Here is a 15,315-nt window from a genome sequence, read left to right as displayed (position 1 = left end):
ACTAAGCTTCCTTGTTATGACGCGGTTGGCGTGGGCGACGGTTCTGGTTTGGTTTACGGTTACCGTTGCGTGGGCCATTGTTGTTTGAGCGGCGTTGTTGCGGGTTACGTGTACGTAAGCGCATCGGTGCTGGCAGATCTTCTAGTAGTGCAGAAGCATCGTAGTCAGACATTGGGATAGCATGCTCAATGTATTCTTCGATTGGTGGCAAGTTGATTGCGTAATCTTCACAAGCAAAGCTGATCGAGTGACCGCTTTCACCAGCACGACCTGTACGACCGATACGGTGAACGTAATCTTCGCAATCATCAGGTAGGTCGAAGTTGAATACGTGTGTTACTTGAGGAATGTGTAGGCCACGAGCTGCAACATCAGTTGCGACAAGAAGGTCAACATCACCTTTGGTGAACTGCTCAAGAATTTTTTCACGTTTCTTCTGAGGAACATCGCCAGTTAGCAGGCCTACACGGTGACCATCGGCAGCCAAGTGGCCCCAAACTGATTCACATTTGTGCTTCGTATTAGCGAAGATGATTGCGCGATCTGGCCATTCTTCTTCGATTAACGTTTGCAGAAGAGCCATCTTATGTTCGTTAGAAGGGTAGAACAGCTCTTCTTGAATGCGGTGACCTGTTTTACGCTCAGGCTCAACAACCACGTGCTCTGGGTTGTGCATGTGCTCGAACGCTAGCTCTTGTACGCGGTAAGAAAGCGTCGCAGAGAACAGCATGTTCAGGCGATCTTTTGGCTCAGGCATACGGCGGAACAAGAAGCGGATGTCTTTGATGAAACCAAGATCGAACATGCGATCAGCTTCGTCAAGAACAACAGCTTGAATGTGGTTAAGGTTAAATACCTTCTGCTTGTAGAAATCGATGATACGGCCAGTAGTACCAATTAAGATATCTGCGCCTTCTTCGATTTTACCTAGCTGCTTGTCGTAGCTTTCGCCACCGTAAGCGAGTGCTGCTTTGATACCCGTGCTTTCAACCAGAGAGTCAGCATCGTTGTAGATCTGAATCGCGAGTTCACGCGTTGGTGCCATAATAATTGCACGTGGCTGGTTAGGCTTACGCCCTTCATGCTCAGGTGTTTTTAGCAGGTGGTTAAAAGTAGCAGTTAGAAACGCAAGCGTTTTACCAGTACCCGTTTGGGCCTGGCCTGCAATGTCTTGGCCGGTGAGCAGTACCGGGAGCGCCAAGGCTTGGATAGGGGTACAATAATCGAACCCTTTTTTCTCCAATCCTTCAATGACTTGAGGAAGTAAATCCAAGTCGGCGAACTTTTGCTCTGTGATATGCGTCTTTTTCATTGCTATAGAATATCAGCTTAAGCTTGCAATACGAAAGTAAATACATTCCAATAGGGCATCTATTTACTGGTTATCATCCAACCAGTTCTAAAAAATACATTGGAGTGGAAGATGAGTGATAAGATTTTGCAGCTAACTGATGACGGTTTTGATAACGATGTAATCAATGCTGCAGGCCCTGTTCTTGTTGATTTTTGGGCAGAATGGTGTGGTCCATGTAAAATGATTGCGCCGATTCTTGATGAAATCGCAAACGAGTACGAAGGCAAGCTCACAATCGGTAAATTAAATATCGACCAAAATGCTGGAACTCCACCAAAATTTGGTATTCGTGGCATTCCAACGCTGCTTCTTTTCAAAGATGGCGGCGTAGCAGCAACTAAAGTTGGTGCATTGTCTAAAACTCAACTTAAAGAGTTCCTAGACGCTAACCTTTAACTAGGTGAGCCTTTGAAAAGAAACCGCGCAGTTAACAAATGCGCGGTTTTGTTTTTTCTAAGCTATGGACTAGTCTTAGTTTTAGTGCTAATTTATCGCACGTTAATTGAACGAATTTCTCTTCTTGGTCGATCCTGTGACCAACTCCTTCTTAACTTAAGAAAACAGATCCTATTTTGACTAAACAAACTTCCACCACTATGAATCTTACTGAACTGAAGAACAGACCTGTGTCTGAACTTGTTAAACTTAGCGAAAGCCTAGGTCTTGAAAATCAAGCTCGCCTAAGAAAACAAGACATTATCTTCTCCATCCTTAAAGCGCATGCAAAAAGTGGTGAAGACATCTTTGGTGATGGTGTTCTAGAAATTCTTCAAGACGGTTTTGGTTTCCTGCGTAGCGGCGACAGTTCGTACCTTGCTGGGCCAGATGATATTTACGTATCACCAAGCCAGATTCGTCGTTTTAACCTTCGCACCGGTGACTCGATTGGCGGTAAAATCCGTCCACCTAAAGATGGCGAACGTTACTTTGCACTGCTTAAAGTAAACACGGTTAACTACGACAAGCCAGACAACGCTCGTAACAAAATCCTTTTTGAAAACCTGACTCCTCTTCACGCCAACGAACGTATGGTGATGGAAGCGGGTAATGGTGCGACTGAAGATATCACAGCTCGAATTCTTGACCTTGCTTCACCTATAGGTAAAGGCCAGCGTGGTCTGATTGTTGCTCCGCCTAAAGCAGGTAAAACAATGCTTCTGCAAAATATTGCACAAAGCATTGCACGCAACCATCCTGAGTGTGAACTAATGGTTCTACTTATCGATGAGCGTCCAGAAGAAGTAACAGAAATGCAGCGCCTAGTTAAAGGCGAAGTAATCGCATCGACTTTCGATGAGCCAGCATCTCGCCACGTACAAGTAGCAGAAATGGTAATCGAGAAGGCGAAGCGTCTTGTTGAACACAAAAAAGACGTGGTTATCCTACTGGACTCAATCACTCGTCTAGCTCGTGCTTACAACACTGTGATTCCTTCATCAGGTAAAGTTCTTACTGGTGGTGTTGATGCGAATGCTCTACATCGTCCAAAGCGTTTCTTCGGTGCGGCACGTAACGTAGAAGAAGGTGGTAGCTTAACTATCATCGCAACAGCACTGGTTGATACTGGTTCTAAGATGGATGAAGTAATCTACGAAGAATTTAAAGGTACAGGTAACATGGAACTGCACCTTAACCGTAAGATTGCTGAAAAACGTGTATTCCCAGCGATTGATTTCAACCGCTCTGGTACTCGTCGTGAAGAGCTTCTTACTAAGAGCGATGAATTACAGAAGATGTGGATCCTGCGTAAGATTGTTCACCCTATGGGCGAAACTGATGCAATGGAATTCCTTATCGACAAGTTAGCAATGACTAAAACGAACGATGAGTTCTTTGACGCAATGCGTCGTCAGTAGTCTTGATTAGCTGATAGTTATTAAAAAGCGCTGCCTTCGGGTGGCGCTTTTTATTTGCATTTTATAGCGACAGCTTGCAGAATGAGCAAAAGTGTTAAAAGGAAGTTAAAATGCAACATGGACTGTTGTCATCATTACTCCTGTCTACTTCACTGTTACTTTCCCCGGTCGGTATGAGCTATGCCACCGAGATGTCTCCAATTACAGTAGAGTCTTGGCTTGAGAATGATCAAGTAAAACTGAAAACTGCTGAATTACTCGAATTTGTCGTACGTGACGAAGTCAATTCTCTGCGCTTCGCGCTTGAGCGTCTGACATTTCCCCAACAAGAAGTGGCTCGTTACCAACTCTTGAAGAAGCTCGAACAGCAAAAAATTGTCCTCACCCCCAAGATGTCTATCTTCATTGAGCAGCAACTCGCTATCACGCCAACTTACCAAGTTTTAGAGCGTGGAGATGGTTATGAGTTTACGGTACCTGCCTTTAATTACCCTTCGATTGCCAACCGGCTCATCAAACAGTGGCGCCAAGACCAGAAGACGCTGGTGTTTGTGTTAGATGCAGAGAAACAAGAACTCGACCTAAAAGAGTGGTTATCTGGATCTGAGCATCAAGTTCAAACACGAGAAGCATTGTTAATCAGAGAGCTAGACAGTTTGTCTCCTGAAGCGGTTGATTATCTGACTAAGCAACTCACGGCCTCCTCGATTGTTAGCTGGCTACCTTCTACTGAGGTGGTGGTTCGATTAGCGCAAGTGAGCGAAGACCCAGAGGTCTACAAGATTCTATGGCGAATGAAGGCCGATTATCATAGCCAAGCTGAGCTAGTCCGCCTTGCTGAAACCAAACAAGCGTTCGCACTTGAACAAGTAATGGCTGCGACTAAGAACCCTCGTTTGAAAGATGAAGCGATTACTTTGCTTACCAAGGTTAACCCGCTATCAGAAGAGGTGAAGGAGTTTCTTGTCTCTAGGATGGCGATTGCCGATGAAGCGCCATTAGTCGCCCGTGAATTAGCCAAACAAGGTCATACGCGATGGTTGCAAGATCTTGTAAATGATAACCCTCAGGTGAAGAGCTCTTTGATCGAGCAAGCATTACCGTAAAGTGGATTTTGCCTCTCAATAACCACACTAAAAAGGGGGATCTCAGCGTCACCCTTTTTGATATACTGAGCGCAGAATAATCAGCATGTAGAAGTCCTATGAGTTTTAAAGATTTACGTGATTTTATCGACCATCTTGAAAGTATTGGTCAGTTGAAACGCATTTCTCACCCAGTCGATCCAGACTATGAAATGACCGAGATTAGCGACCGTACTCTACGTGCTGGTGGCCCGGCTCTTTTGTTTGAAAATCCAATAGGTTATGACATGCCTGTTTTAACCAATCTATTTGGTACACCTAATCGTGTGGCTATTGGTATGGGTCGTCAGGAAGTGAAAGAACTGCGTGAAGTGGGTAAGTTGTTAGCTTACCTAAAGGAACCTGAGCCACCTAAAGGCTTTAAAGACGCTCTCGATAAACTGCCGGTGTTTAAGCAAGTCTTAAATATGCCAGCTAAACGTCTTCGTAAAGCGGCATGCCAACAAGTGATATGGCAGGGTGATGACGTCGACCTAGATAAAATCCCCGTGATGAGCTGTTGGGCCGACGATGTCGCGCCATTGCTAACATGGGGATTAACGGTTACTCGCGGTCCTAATAAGAAACGCCAAAACTTAGGCATCTATCGCCAGCAAAAGATCGGCAAGAATAAAGTCATTATGCGTTGGTTAGCCCACCGTGGTGGAGCGCTTGATCTGCGTGATTGGATGGAAACAAACCCAGGCAAACCATTCCCAGTCTCTGTAGCGTTTGGAGCAGATCCTGCCACCATTCTTGGTGCGGTTACGCCAGTGCCGGATACTTTATCGGAATACGCATTTGCAGGTTTACTACGCGGTAGTAAAACTGAGGTTGTTAAATCAATCAGCAATGATTTAGACGTTCCTGCAAGTGCGGAAATCGTGATGGAAGGTTACATCGACCCGAATGAGTTCGCGGACGAAGGGCCTTACGGAGATCATACTGGTTACTACAACGAGAAAGAAAAGCACCATGTGTTCACTATTACTCATGTAACCATGCGCGAAAACCCTATCTATCACAGCACCTATACTGGCCGTCCACCTGATGAGCCTGCGGTATTGGGTGTTGCGTTAAATGAAGTGTTTGTTCCTATTCTTCAAAAGCAGTTCCCAGAGATTGAAGATTTCTATCTACCGCCTGAAGGTTGTTCATACCGAATGGCAGTAGTAACCATGAAGAAGCAATACCCAGGTCACGCTAAGCGAGTGATGATGGGTGTATGGTCTTTCTTACGCCAATTCATGTACACCAAGTTTGTATTGGTGTGCGATGAAGATGTGAATGCACGAGACTGGTCTCAAGTGACCGCTGCTATGTGTGAACATATGGATCCGTCACGCGATAGCTTGATGATAGAGCACACGCCGATCGATTCATTGGATTTTGCATCACCTGTGGTTGGGTTAGGTTCTAAGATGGGCCTAGACATCACTAAGAAGTGGGATGCCGAGTTAACACTATCGCCAGATGTCGAATCAGCACCTGTAAATAGTGAACATATAGAGGGCAGCTTAGCTGAGTTAACCAAGACTCAACCTGAAATTATTGATATTCACCTGCAAAACGATAATGCCAACATGGTTGTGGTGTCTATTGATAAGCAAGCTGCAGGTAATGGTAAGAAAATCATGGAAGCGGTTTGGTCTCAATTTGATGAGAACAAGTTTGTTATCGTGTGTGACGGCGATGTCAACGTGAGTGATTGGAATGACATTATTTGGGCGGTGACCACAAGAATGGATCCGGCCAGAGATACGTTGTTCCTACAGAATGAAACAGGACACTCAAAAATGGGTCTAGATGCGACCAATAAGTGGGAAGGCGAATGCCTGCGTGAGTGGGGTGTTCCAATCACAAAAGATCCTGATGTTGTTAAAAAGATTGATAGCATCTGGGAACAGCTAGGAATTTCATGAGCTACCAAGTAGTCTTATACCCAGAAAACATCAGTTTTATTGTAGAAAAAGGGCAAACGGTCTTGGATGCTGCGCTCAACAGCGATATCTATTTCCCAAACCGTTGCCAAGTTGGTGCATGCGCGATGTGCATGTGCAAAAAATTAGAAGGGCAAGTGAGTTACCACCTTGAACCCATGCTCACAGAGAAAGAGCAGCTACAAGGTTGGATTTTTGCTTGCCAAGCATTTGCAGAAAGTAATTTAGTTCTAACCTTTGCCGATTAAGGGTTAGTAAGAGGAAGAACATGACTATTAAATGTAAAGTGAAGTCTATCGAGCCTTTGGCTTGTAATACTTACCAAATCCTACTTCACCCAGAAACACCGGTCGCTTTTAAAGCGGGCCAATATCTGATGGTTGAAATGGGCGAGAAAGATAAGCGTCCATTTTCGATTGCAAGCAGCCCTTGTCGCCATGAAGGCGAGCTTGAGTTACACATTGGTGCAGCTGAGCACAATGCTTACGCTTCAGAAGTCGTTGAGGCAATGAAGAAAGCGCAAGCTGAAGATGGCGATATAGCTATTGATGCTCCGCACGGTGATGCGTGGGTTAAAGAAGAAAGCGATCGTCCTCTGTTACTAATTGCTGGTGGTACTGGCTTTAGCTACGTGCGCTCTATTCTCGATCACTGCATCGCGCAGAACAGTAAAAAAGAGATTCATCTATACTGGGGTGCAAAAGATGAGTGTCAGCTGTATGCGAAAGAAGAGCTTGTCGACATTGCAGCAAAACACAGCAATGTGCATTTTGTACCAGTAGTAGAAGAAGCACCTGAAGTTTGGAACGGCCAAACGGGTAATGTATTAGAAGCAATCACGCAAAGTTTCGAATCATTAGCTGATTTCGATATCTACATTGCGGGTCGTTTCGAAATGGCAGGCGCTGCAAGAGACATGTTTACTCAGAATAAAGAAGCAAAGCGTGACCATATGTACGCAGATGCTTACGCATTTATCTAAGAATTCTTTTGGGTTTTGAGCGAAAAGAGAGCAGAAATGTTCTCTTTTTTCTGTTTAGGTGAACTATTAGGCAGTTAACCCCTATTTATTCATTTTTTATGAAAAAGTAGTTGCTAAGCTGAGTGGGTTCCCTATAATGCGACACCACTGAGACGGCAGACGCCACAAGGCTTCAGCAACAATCAGTTAGACGGAAAGCGACAAAAAATTAATTTTCAAAAAGTGTTTGACACTGAATGTTAATTCGCTAGAATGGCCGTCCACTTAGAGAGGCTCCTTACTTAAAAGGAACGCTCAACAAGTGAAGCTCTTTAACAATTTAAACCTATCAATCTGTGTGGGCACTCGTTGATGAATATCAAAACGTTATTGGTTCTTTTTCGAAAGAGCGTAATAACAGTTACTTCGGTAACAAATTGATTTCAATGAACTGAGTGACCAATACGAATAATTACTTTCTTTATAGAGAGGGGTTATTTGGCACAGTCAATTCATTACCATTCTGTTGGAATGGTAATAGCTTTAGAATTACATGTTTCTGTTCTTTTTCGAAAGGGCGGTAAATATTAGTTTTGAAGTCAGTATTCGTTGAGTCACAAAATCTTAAATTGAAGAGTTTGATCATGGCTCAGATTGAACGCTGGCGGCAGGCCTAACACATGCAAGTCGAGCGGAAACGACACTAACAATCCTTCGGGTGCGTTAATGGGCGTCGAGCGGCGGACGGGTGAGTAATGCCTAGGAAATTGCCTTGATGTGGGGGATAACCATTGGAAACGATGGCTAATACCGCATAATGCCTACGGGCCAAAGAGGGGGACCTTCGGGCCTCTCGCGTCAAGATATGCCTAGGTGGGATTAGCTAGTTGGTGAGGTAATGGCTCACCAAGGCGACGATCCCTAGCTGGTCTGAGAGGATGATCAGCCACACTGGAACTGAGACACGGTCCAGACTCCTACGGGAGGCAGCAGTGGGGAATATTGCACAATGGGCGAAAGCCTGATGCAGCCATGCCGCGTGTATGAAGAAGGCCTTCGGGTTGTAAAGTACTTTCAGTTGTGAGGAAGGGGGTAACGTTAATAGCGTTATCTCTTGACGTTAGCAACAGAAGAAGCACCGGCTAACTCCGTGCCAGCAGCCGCGGTAATACGGAGGGTGCGAGCGTTAATCGGAATTACTGGGCGTAAAGCGCATGCAGGTGGTTCATTAAGTCAGATGTGAAAGCCCGGGGCTCAACCTCGGAACTGCATTTGAAACTGGTGAACTAGAGTGCTGTAGAGGGGGGTAGAATTTCAGGTGTAGCGGTGAAATGCGTAGAGATCTGAAGGAATACCAGTGGCGAAGGCGGCCCCCTGGACAGACACTGACACTCAGATGCGAAAGCGTGGGGAGCAAACAGGATTAGATACCCTGGTAGTCCACGCCGTAAACGATGTCTACTTGGAGGTTGTGGCCTTGAGCCGTGGCTTTCGGAGCTAACGCGTTAAGTAGACCGCCTGGGGAGTACGGTCGCAAGATTAAAACTCAAATGAATTGACGGGGGCCCGCACAAGCGGTGGAGCATGTGGTTTAATTCGATGCAACGCGAAGAACCTTACCTACTCTTGACATCCAGAGAAGCCAGTGGAGACACAGGTGTGCCTTCGGGAACTCTGAGACAGGTGCTGCATGGCTGTCGTCAGCTCGTGTTGTGAAATGTTGGGTTAAGTCCCGCAACGAGCGCAACCCTTATCCTTGTTTGCCAGCGAGTAATGTCGGGAACTCCAGGGAGACTGCCGGTGATAAACCGGAGGAAGGTGGGGACGACGTCAAGTCATCATGGCCCTTACGAGTAGGGCTACACACGTGCTACAATGGCGCATACAGAGGGCAGCAAGCTAGCGATAGTGAGCGAATCCCAAAAAGTGCGTCGTAGTCCGGATTGGAGTCTGCAACTCGACTCCATGAAGTCGGAATCGCTAGTAATCGTGAATCAGAATGTCACGGTGAATACGTTCCCGGGCCTTGTACACACCGCCCGTCACACCATGGGAGTGGGCTGCAAAAGAAGTGGGTAGTTTAACCTTTCGGGGAGGACGCTCACCACTTTGTGGTTCATGACTGGGGTGAAGTCGTAACAAGGTAGCCCTAGGGGAACCTGGGGCTGGATCACCTCCTTATACGAAGATACTTACGATGAGTGTCCACACAGATTGATGGTTTAGATTTAGTTAAAGCCAGAGCTTTAATTAATAACGTAAGTTATTGATTAAAGCTTTTTGCTTTATGCTCTTTAACAATTTGGAAAGCTGACTGATTGATTACTTACGAGTAATTCAATCAAATTTAAAAGTTCTCAATGTTTATCTTTCATTAGATAAACACAACAAACACATTCAAGTGTCTTGTATTCGAATCAAAGTTTAGTTTGATTCACAATTGAGTCCGGCAAACAGTCATCAAGAATTAACCCTTCTTGATGACAACCAAAAACCTTGGTTAGTTGCCATACGCTAAGACCCTTTCGGGTTGTATGGTTAAGTGACTAAGCGTACACGGTGGATGCCTTGGCAGTCAGAGGCGATGAAAGGCGTAATAACTTGCGATAAGCCCAGATTAGGTAGTAATAACCTTTTGAGTCTGGGATTCCTGAATGGGGAAACCCACTTGCATAAGCAAGTATCCTGTTGTGAATACATAGCAACAGGAGGCAAACCGGGGGAACTGAAACATCTAAGTACCCCGAGGAAGAGAAATCAACCGAGATTCCGAAAGTAGCGGCGAGCGAAATTGGATTAGCCCTTAAGCTTTTAATGATGCAGGTGAAGAGTCTGGAAAGTCTCGCAATAAAGGGTGATAGCCCCGTAACCGACACATCATAATCAGTGAAAACGAGTAGGGCGGGACACGTGATATCCTGTCTGAATATGGGGGGACCATCCTCCAAGGCTAAATACTACTGACTGACCGATAGTGAACCAGTACCGTGAGGGAAAGGCGAAAAGAACCCCTGTGAGGGGAGTGAAATAGAACCTGAAACCGTGTACGTACAAGCAGTAGGAGCACCTTCGTGGTGTGACTGCGTACCTTTTGTATAATGGGTCAGCGACTTAATTTTAGTAGCAAGGTTAACCGTTTAGGGGAGCCGTAGGGAAACCGAGTCTTAACTGGGCGTACAGTTGCTAGGATTAGACCCGAAACCAGGTGATCTAGCCATGGGCAGGTTGAAGGTTGAGTAACATCAACTGGAGGACCGAACCGACTAATGTTGAAAAATTAGCGGATGACTTGTGGCTAGGGGTGAAAGGCCAATCAAACCTGGAGATAGCTGGTTCTCCCCGAAAGCTATTTAGGTAGCGCCTCGGACGAATACTACTGGGGGTAGAGCACTGTTAAGGCTAGGGGGTCATCCCGACTTACCAACCCTTTGCAAACTCCGAATACCAGTAAGTACTATCCGGGAGACACACGGCGGGTGCTAACGTCCGTCGTGGAGAGGGAAACAACCCAGACCGCCAGCTAAGGTCCCAAAGTATAGCTAAGTGGGAAACGATGTGGGAAGGCTCAGACAGCCAGGATGTTGGCTTAGAAGCAGCCATCATTTAAAGAAAGCGTAATAGCTCACTGGTCGAGTCGGCCTGCGCGGAAGATGTAACGGGGCTAAGCTATACACCGAAGCTGCGGCTACGTACCTTAGGGTATGTGGGGTAGGGGAGCGTTCTGTAAGCCGTTGAAGGTGGTCTGTAAGGGCTGCTGGAGGTATCAGAAGTGCGAATGCTGACATGAGTAACGATAAAGGGAGTGAAAAACTCCCTCGCCGGAAGACCAAGGGTTCCTGTCCAACGTTAATCGGGGCAGGGTAAGTCGACTCCTAAGGCGAGGCCGAAAGGCGTAGTCGATGGGAAACGGGTTAATATTCCCGTACTTCTTACAATTGCGATGGGGGGACGGAGAAGGCTAGGTGGGCCTGGCGACGGTTGTCCAGGTTCAAGTACGTAGGCGGAAAGTTTAGGTAAATCCGGACTTTCTTAACGCTGAGATACGATGTCGAGCTACTACGGTAGTGAAGTCATTGATGCCATGCTTCCAGGAAAAGCCTCTAAGCTTCAGATTGTAAGGAATCGTACCCCAAACCGACACAGGTGGTCGGGTAGAGAATACCAAGGCGCTTGAGAGAACTCGGGTGAAGGAACTAGGCAAAATGGTACCGTAACTTCGGGAGAAGGTACGCTCTTATCAGTGAAGTCCCTTGCGGATGGAGCAGACGAGAGTCGCAGATACCAGGTGGCTGCAACTGTTTATTAAAAACACAGCACTGTGCAAAATCGTAAGATGACGTATACGGTGTGACGCCTGCCCGGTGCCGGAAGGTTAATTGATGGGGTTAGACTTCGGTCGAAGCTCTTGATCGAAGCCCCGGTAAACGGCGGCCGTAACTATAACGGTCCTAAGGTAGCGAAATTCCTTGTCGGGTAAGTTCCGACCTGCACGAATGGCGTAATGATGGCCACGCTGTCTCCACCCGAGACTCAGTGAAATTGAAATCGCTGTGAAGATGCAGTGTACCCGCGGCTAGACGGAAAGACCCCGTGAACCTTTACTACAGCTTGGCACTGAACATTGAACCTACATGTGTAGGATAGGTGGGAGACTATGAAATTGCGTCGCTAGATGTGATGGAGTCGTCCTTGAAATACCACCCTTGTAGTTTTGATGTTCTAACGTTGGTCCCTGAATCGGGATTACGGACAGTGCCTGGTGGGTAGTTTGACTGGGGCGGTCTCCTCCCAAAGAGTAACGGAGGAGCACGAAGGTGGGCTAAACACGGTTGGACATCGTGTGGTTAGTGCAATGGCATAAGCCCGCTTGACTGCGAGAATGACAATTCGAGCAGGTGCGAAAGCAGGTCATAGTGATCCGGTGGTTCTGAATGGAAGGGCCATCGCTCAACGGATAAAAGGTACTCCGGGGATAACAGGCTGATACCGCCCAAGAGTTCATATCGACGGCGGTGTTTGGCACCTCGATGTCGGCTCATCACATCCTGGGGCTGAAGTCGGTCCCAAGGGTATGGCTGTTCGCCATTTAAAGTGGTACGCGAGCTGGGTTTAGAACGTCGTGAGACAGTTCGGTCCCTATCTGCCGTGGGCGTTGGAAAATTGAAAGGGGCTGCTCCTAGTACGAGAGGACCGGAGTGGACGAACCTCTGGTGTTCGGGTTGTCATGCCAATGGCATTGCCCGGTAGCTAAGTTCGGAATCGATAACCGCTGAAAGCATCTAAGCGGGAAGCGAGCCTTGAGATGAGTTTTCCCTGGCACTATAAGTGTCCTAAAGGGTTGTCGTAGACTACGACGTTGATAGGCAGGGTGTGTAAGTGCTGCGAGGCATTGAGCTAACCTGTACTAATTGCCCGTGAGGCTTAACCATACAACACCCAAGGGGTTTTGTGGACTCAGATGTACCAGACCTTGAATGAGTTTGAAGAGAAATAACTTTTAAATCAGTTTTCCGAATTTTAAAATTTGCTTGGCGACCATAGCATTGTGGACCCACCTGATTCCATGCCGAACTCAGAAGTGAAACACAATAGCGCCGATGGTAGTGTGGGGTTTCCCCATGTGAGAGTAGGACATCGCCAGGCTTTAATTTCGACTTTGTCTATTTAATAGACAAGTCACCATAGAGTTCTAAGTTTTCTTAGAGTTTTATGTTGACTTTCAAAGTGGAAAGCGTATTATACGCGTCCTGCTTAAGTGCTAAGGCACTGAAAGCGTTCTCTTTTTAGAGAACACGCTCTTTAACAATTTAAACCTATCAATCTGTGTGGGCACTCGTTGATGAATATCAAAACGTTTTATCGTTAGATAAAACAGATTCTTCGGAATCAAAATTGATTTCAATGAACTGAGTGACCAATACAAAATTAAGTTTACTTAATTTTGGCACAGTCAATTCATTACCATTCTGTTGGAATGGTAATAGCTTTAGAATTACATGTTCATGTTTACATGAATATTAGTTTTGAAGTCAGTATTCGTTGAGTCACAAAATCTTAAATTGAAGAGTTTGATCATGGCTCAGATTGAACGCTGGCGGCAGGCCTAACACATGCAAGTCGAGCGGAAACGACACTAACAATCCTTCGGGTACGTTAATGGGCGTCGAGCGGCGGACGGGTGAGTAATGCCTAGGAAATTGCCTTGATGTGGGGGATAACCATTGGAAACGATGGCTAATACCGCATAATGCCTACGGGCCAAAGAGGGGGATCTTCGGACCTCTCGCGTCAAGATATGCCTAGGTGGGATTAGCTAGTTGGTGAGGTAATGGCTCACCAAGGCGACGATCCCTAGCTGGTCTGAGAGGATGATCAGCCACACTGGAACTGAGACACGGTCCAGACTCCTACGGGAGGCAGCAGTGGGGAATATTGCACAATGGGCGAAAGCCTGATGCAGCCATGCCGCGTGTATGAAGAAGGCCTTCGGGTTGTAAAGTACTTTCAGTTGTGAGGAAGGGGGTAACGTTAATAGCGTTATCTCTTGACGTTAGCAACAGAAGAAGCACCGGCTAACTCCGTGCCAGCAGCCGCGGTAATACGGAGGGTGCGAGCGTTAATCGGAATTACTGGGCGTAAAGCGCATGCAGGTGGTTCATTAAGTCAGATGTGAAAGCCCGGGGCTCAACCTCGGAACTGCATTTGAAACTGGTGAACTAGAGTGCTGTAGAGGGGGGTAGAATTTCAGGTGTAGCGGTGAAATGCGTAGAGATCTGAAGGAATACCAGTGGCGAAGGCGGCCCCCTGGACAGACACTGACACTCAGATGCGAAAGCGTGGGGAGCAAACAGGATTAGATACCCTGGTAGTCCACGCCGTAAACGATGTCTACTTGGAGGTTGTGGCCTTGAGCCGTGGCTTTCGGAGCTAACGCGTTAAGTAGACCGCCTGGGGAGTACGGTCGCAAGATTAAAACTCAAATGAATTGACGGGGGCCCGCACAAGCGGTGGAGCATGTGGTTTAATTCGATGCAACGCGAAGAACCTTACCTACTCTTGACATCCAGAGAAGCCAGCGGAGACGCAGGTGTGCCTTCGGGAACTCTGAGACAGGTGCTGCATGGCTGTCGTCAGCTCGTGTTGTGAAATGTTGGGTTAAGTCCCGCAACGAGCGCAACCCTTATCCTTGTTTGCCAGCGAGTAATGTCGGGAACTCCAGGGAGACTGCCGGTGATAAACCGGAGGAAGGTGGGGACGACGTCAAGTCATCATGGCCCTTACGAGTAGGGCTACACACGTGCTACAATGGCGCATACAGAGGGCAGCAAGCTAGCGATAGTGAGCGAATCCCAAAAAGTGCGTCGTAGTCCGGATTGGAGTCTGCAACTCGACTCCATGAAGTCGGAATCGCTAGTAATCGTGAATCAGAATGTCACGGTGAATACGTTCCCGGGCCTTGTACACACCGCCCGTCACACCATGGGAGTGGGCTGCAAAAGAAGTGGGTAGTTTAACCTTTCGGGGAGGACGCTCACCACTTTGTGGTTCATGACTGGGGTGAAGTCGTAACAAGGTAGCCCTAGGGGAACCTGGGGCTGGATCACCTCCTTATACGAAGATATCACGATGAGTGTCCACACAGATTGATTAGGTTTAGAAAGTAAAAGAGACGATATTGGGTCTGTAGCTCAGCTGGTTAGAGCGCTCGCCTGATAAGCGGGAGGTCGGTGGTTCGAGTCCACTCAGACCCACCAATATCGACTAGATACAAAGATGGGGCTATAGCTCAGCTGGGAGAGCGCCTGCCTTGCACGCAGGAGGTCTGCGGTTCGATCCCGCATAGCTCCACCATCTTTAAGTGTTTTTATCTGAAAATATTTAAAAATGGTTCATTAGTTTGAATCAAGCTCTTTAACAATTTGGAAAGCTGACTGATTGATTACTTACGAGTAATTCAATCAAATTTAAAAGTTCTCAATGTTTATCTTTCATTAGATAAACACAACAAACACATTCAAGTGTCTTGTATTCGAATCAAACTTTAGTTTGATTCACAATTGAGTCCGGCAAACAGTCATCA

At 46.7% G+C, this 15,315-nt stretch carries 7 protein-coding genes, 2 tRNA genes and 4 rRNA genes; 12 read left to right on the top strand and 1 reads right to left on the bottom strand.

The window, feature by feature from the left end; genetic code table 11:
- Nucleotide 1 precedes the first annotated feature (1 nt).
- The gene (gene rhlB, locus AACU28_RS23040) at nt 2-1,312 is read right to left on the bottom strand and encodes an ATP-dependent RNA helicase RhlB (protein WP_004736636.1); all 1,311 of its coding nucleotides are present in this window, start codon (nt 1,310-1,312) and stop codon (nt 2-4) included.
- Nucleotides 1,313-1,423: 111 nt separating this feature from the next.
- Here rhlB and trxA point away from each other — a divergent pair, with 111 nt between their 5' ends.
- The 12 genes from trxA to AACU28_RS22980 all read left to right on the top strand — a co-directional run bounded on the left by trxA (nt 1,424) and on the right by AACU28_RS22980 (nt 15,086).
- Nucleotides 1,424-1,750 carry a thioredoxin TrxA gene (trxA, locus tag AACU28_RS23035; protein WP_004736635.1) on the top strand — a complete coding sequence of 109 codons (327 nt, stop codon included), beginning with the start codon at nt 1,424-1,426 and terminating at the stop codon, nt 1,748-1,750.
- A 200-nt stretch (nt 1,751-1,950) separates the two neighbouring features.
- A complete protein-coding gene (rho, locus tag AACU28_RS23030; protein WP_029222011.1) occupies nt 1,951-3,210 on the top strand; it encodes a transcription termination factor Rho in 1,260 nt (419 codons plus the stop codon).
- Between the two features lie 110 nt (nt 3,211-3,320).
- The gene (locus AACU28_RS23025; protein ID WP_004736631.1) at nt 3,321-4,316 is read left to right on the top strand and encodes a hypothetical protein; all 996 of its coding nucleotides are present in this window, start codon (nt 3,321-3,323) and stop codon (nt 4,314-4,316) included.
- A 98-nt stretch (nt 4,317-4,414) separates the two neighbouring features.
- Nucleotides 4,415-6,256: a 4-hydroxy-3-polyprenylbenzoate decarboxylase gene (gene ubiD / locus AACU28_RS23020; protein WP_121603638.1), complete on the top strand. Its 1,842-nt coding sequence runs from the start codon at nt 4,415-4,417 to the stop codon at nt 6,254-6,256.
- The gene (locus tag AACU28_RS23015; protein ID WP_004736629.1) at nt 6,253-6,522 is read left to right on the top strand and encodes a 2Fe-2S iron-sulfur cluster-binding protein; all 270 of its coding nucleotides are present in this window, start codon (nt 6,253-6,255) and stop codon (nt 6,520-6,522) included. The genes ubiD and AACU28_RS23015 overlap by 4 nt, the downstream gene beginning before the upstream one ends.
- 20 nt (nt 6,523-6,542) lie before the next feature.
- Nucleotides 6,543-7,256, top strand: a complete 714-nt coding sequence (fre, locus tag AACU28_RS23010) for an NAD(P)H-flavin reductase (protein ID WP_004736628.1) — start codon at nt 6,543-6,545, stop codon at nt 7,254-7,256.
- Nucleotides 7,257-7,861: 605 nt separating this feature from the next.
- A 16S ribosomal RNA gene (locus AACU28_RS23005) occupies nt 7,862-9,416 on the top strand.
- Nucleotides 9,417-9,771: 355 nt separating this feature from the next.
- Nucleotides 9,772-12,664: ribosomal RNA gene (locus tag AACU28_RS23000) — 23S ribosomal RNA — on the top strand.
- Nucleotides 12,665-12,762: 98 nt separating this feature from the next.
- Nucleotides 12,763-12,878, top strand: a 5S ribosomal RNA gene (gene rrf / locus AACU28_RS22995).
- A 413-nt stretch (nt 12,879-13,291) separates the two neighbouring features.
- Nucleotides 13,292-14,846 (top strand): 16S ribosomal RNA (locus AACU28_RS22990).
- The 16S, 23S and 5S rRNA genes sit together here with 2 tRNA genes alongside, the layout of an rRNA operon.
- Nucleotides 14,847-14,912: 66 nt before the next feature.
- A tRNA-Ile gene (locus AACU28_RS22985) sits at nt 14,913-14,989 on the top strand.
- 21 nt (nt 14,990-15,010) lie between these two features.
- Nucleotides 15,011-15,086, top strand: a tRNA-Ala gene (locus AACU28_RS22980).
- Nucleotides 15,087-15,315 lie beyond the last annotated feature (229 nt).

Source organism: Vibrio sp. SBT000027 (assembly GCF_963894355.1).
Classification (GTDB): Bacteria; Pseudomonadota; Gammaproteobacteria; order Enterobacterales; family Vibrionaceae; genus Vibrio; species Vibrio splendidus.
Note: the sequence above shows the minus strand (reverse complement) of the source record. Positions and strands in the feature narration are given on the sequence as shown.

Bases quoted from the DNA above. Each gene is read 5' to 3' on its own strand.
- AACU28_RS23015 (WP_004736629.1), top strand. From the start codon at position 6,253: ATGAGCTACCAAGTAGTCTTATACCCAGAAAACATCAGTTTTATTGTA.
- ubiD (WP_121603638.1), top strand. From the start codon at position 4,415: ATGAGTTTTAAAGATTTACGTGATTTTATCGACCATCTTGAAAGTATT.
- fre (WP_004736628.1), top strand. From the start codon at position 6,543: ATGACTATTAAATGTAAAGTGAAGTCTATCGAGCCTTTGGCTTGTAAT.
- trxA (WP_004736635.1), top strand. From the start codon at position 1,424: ATGAGTGATAAGATTTTGCAGCTAACTGATGACGGTTTTGATAACGAT.
- rhlB (WP_004736636.1), bottom strand. From the start codon at position 1,312: ATGAAAAAGACGCATATCACAGAGCAAAAGTTCGCCGACTTGGATTTA.
- rho (WP_029222011.1), top strand. From the start codon at position 1,951: ATGAATCTTACTGAACTGAAGAACAGACCTGTGTCTGAACTTGTTAAA.
- AACU28_RS23025 (WP_004736631.1), top strand. From the start codon at position 3,321: ATGCAACATGGACTGTTGTCATCATTACTCCTGTCTACTTCACTGTTA.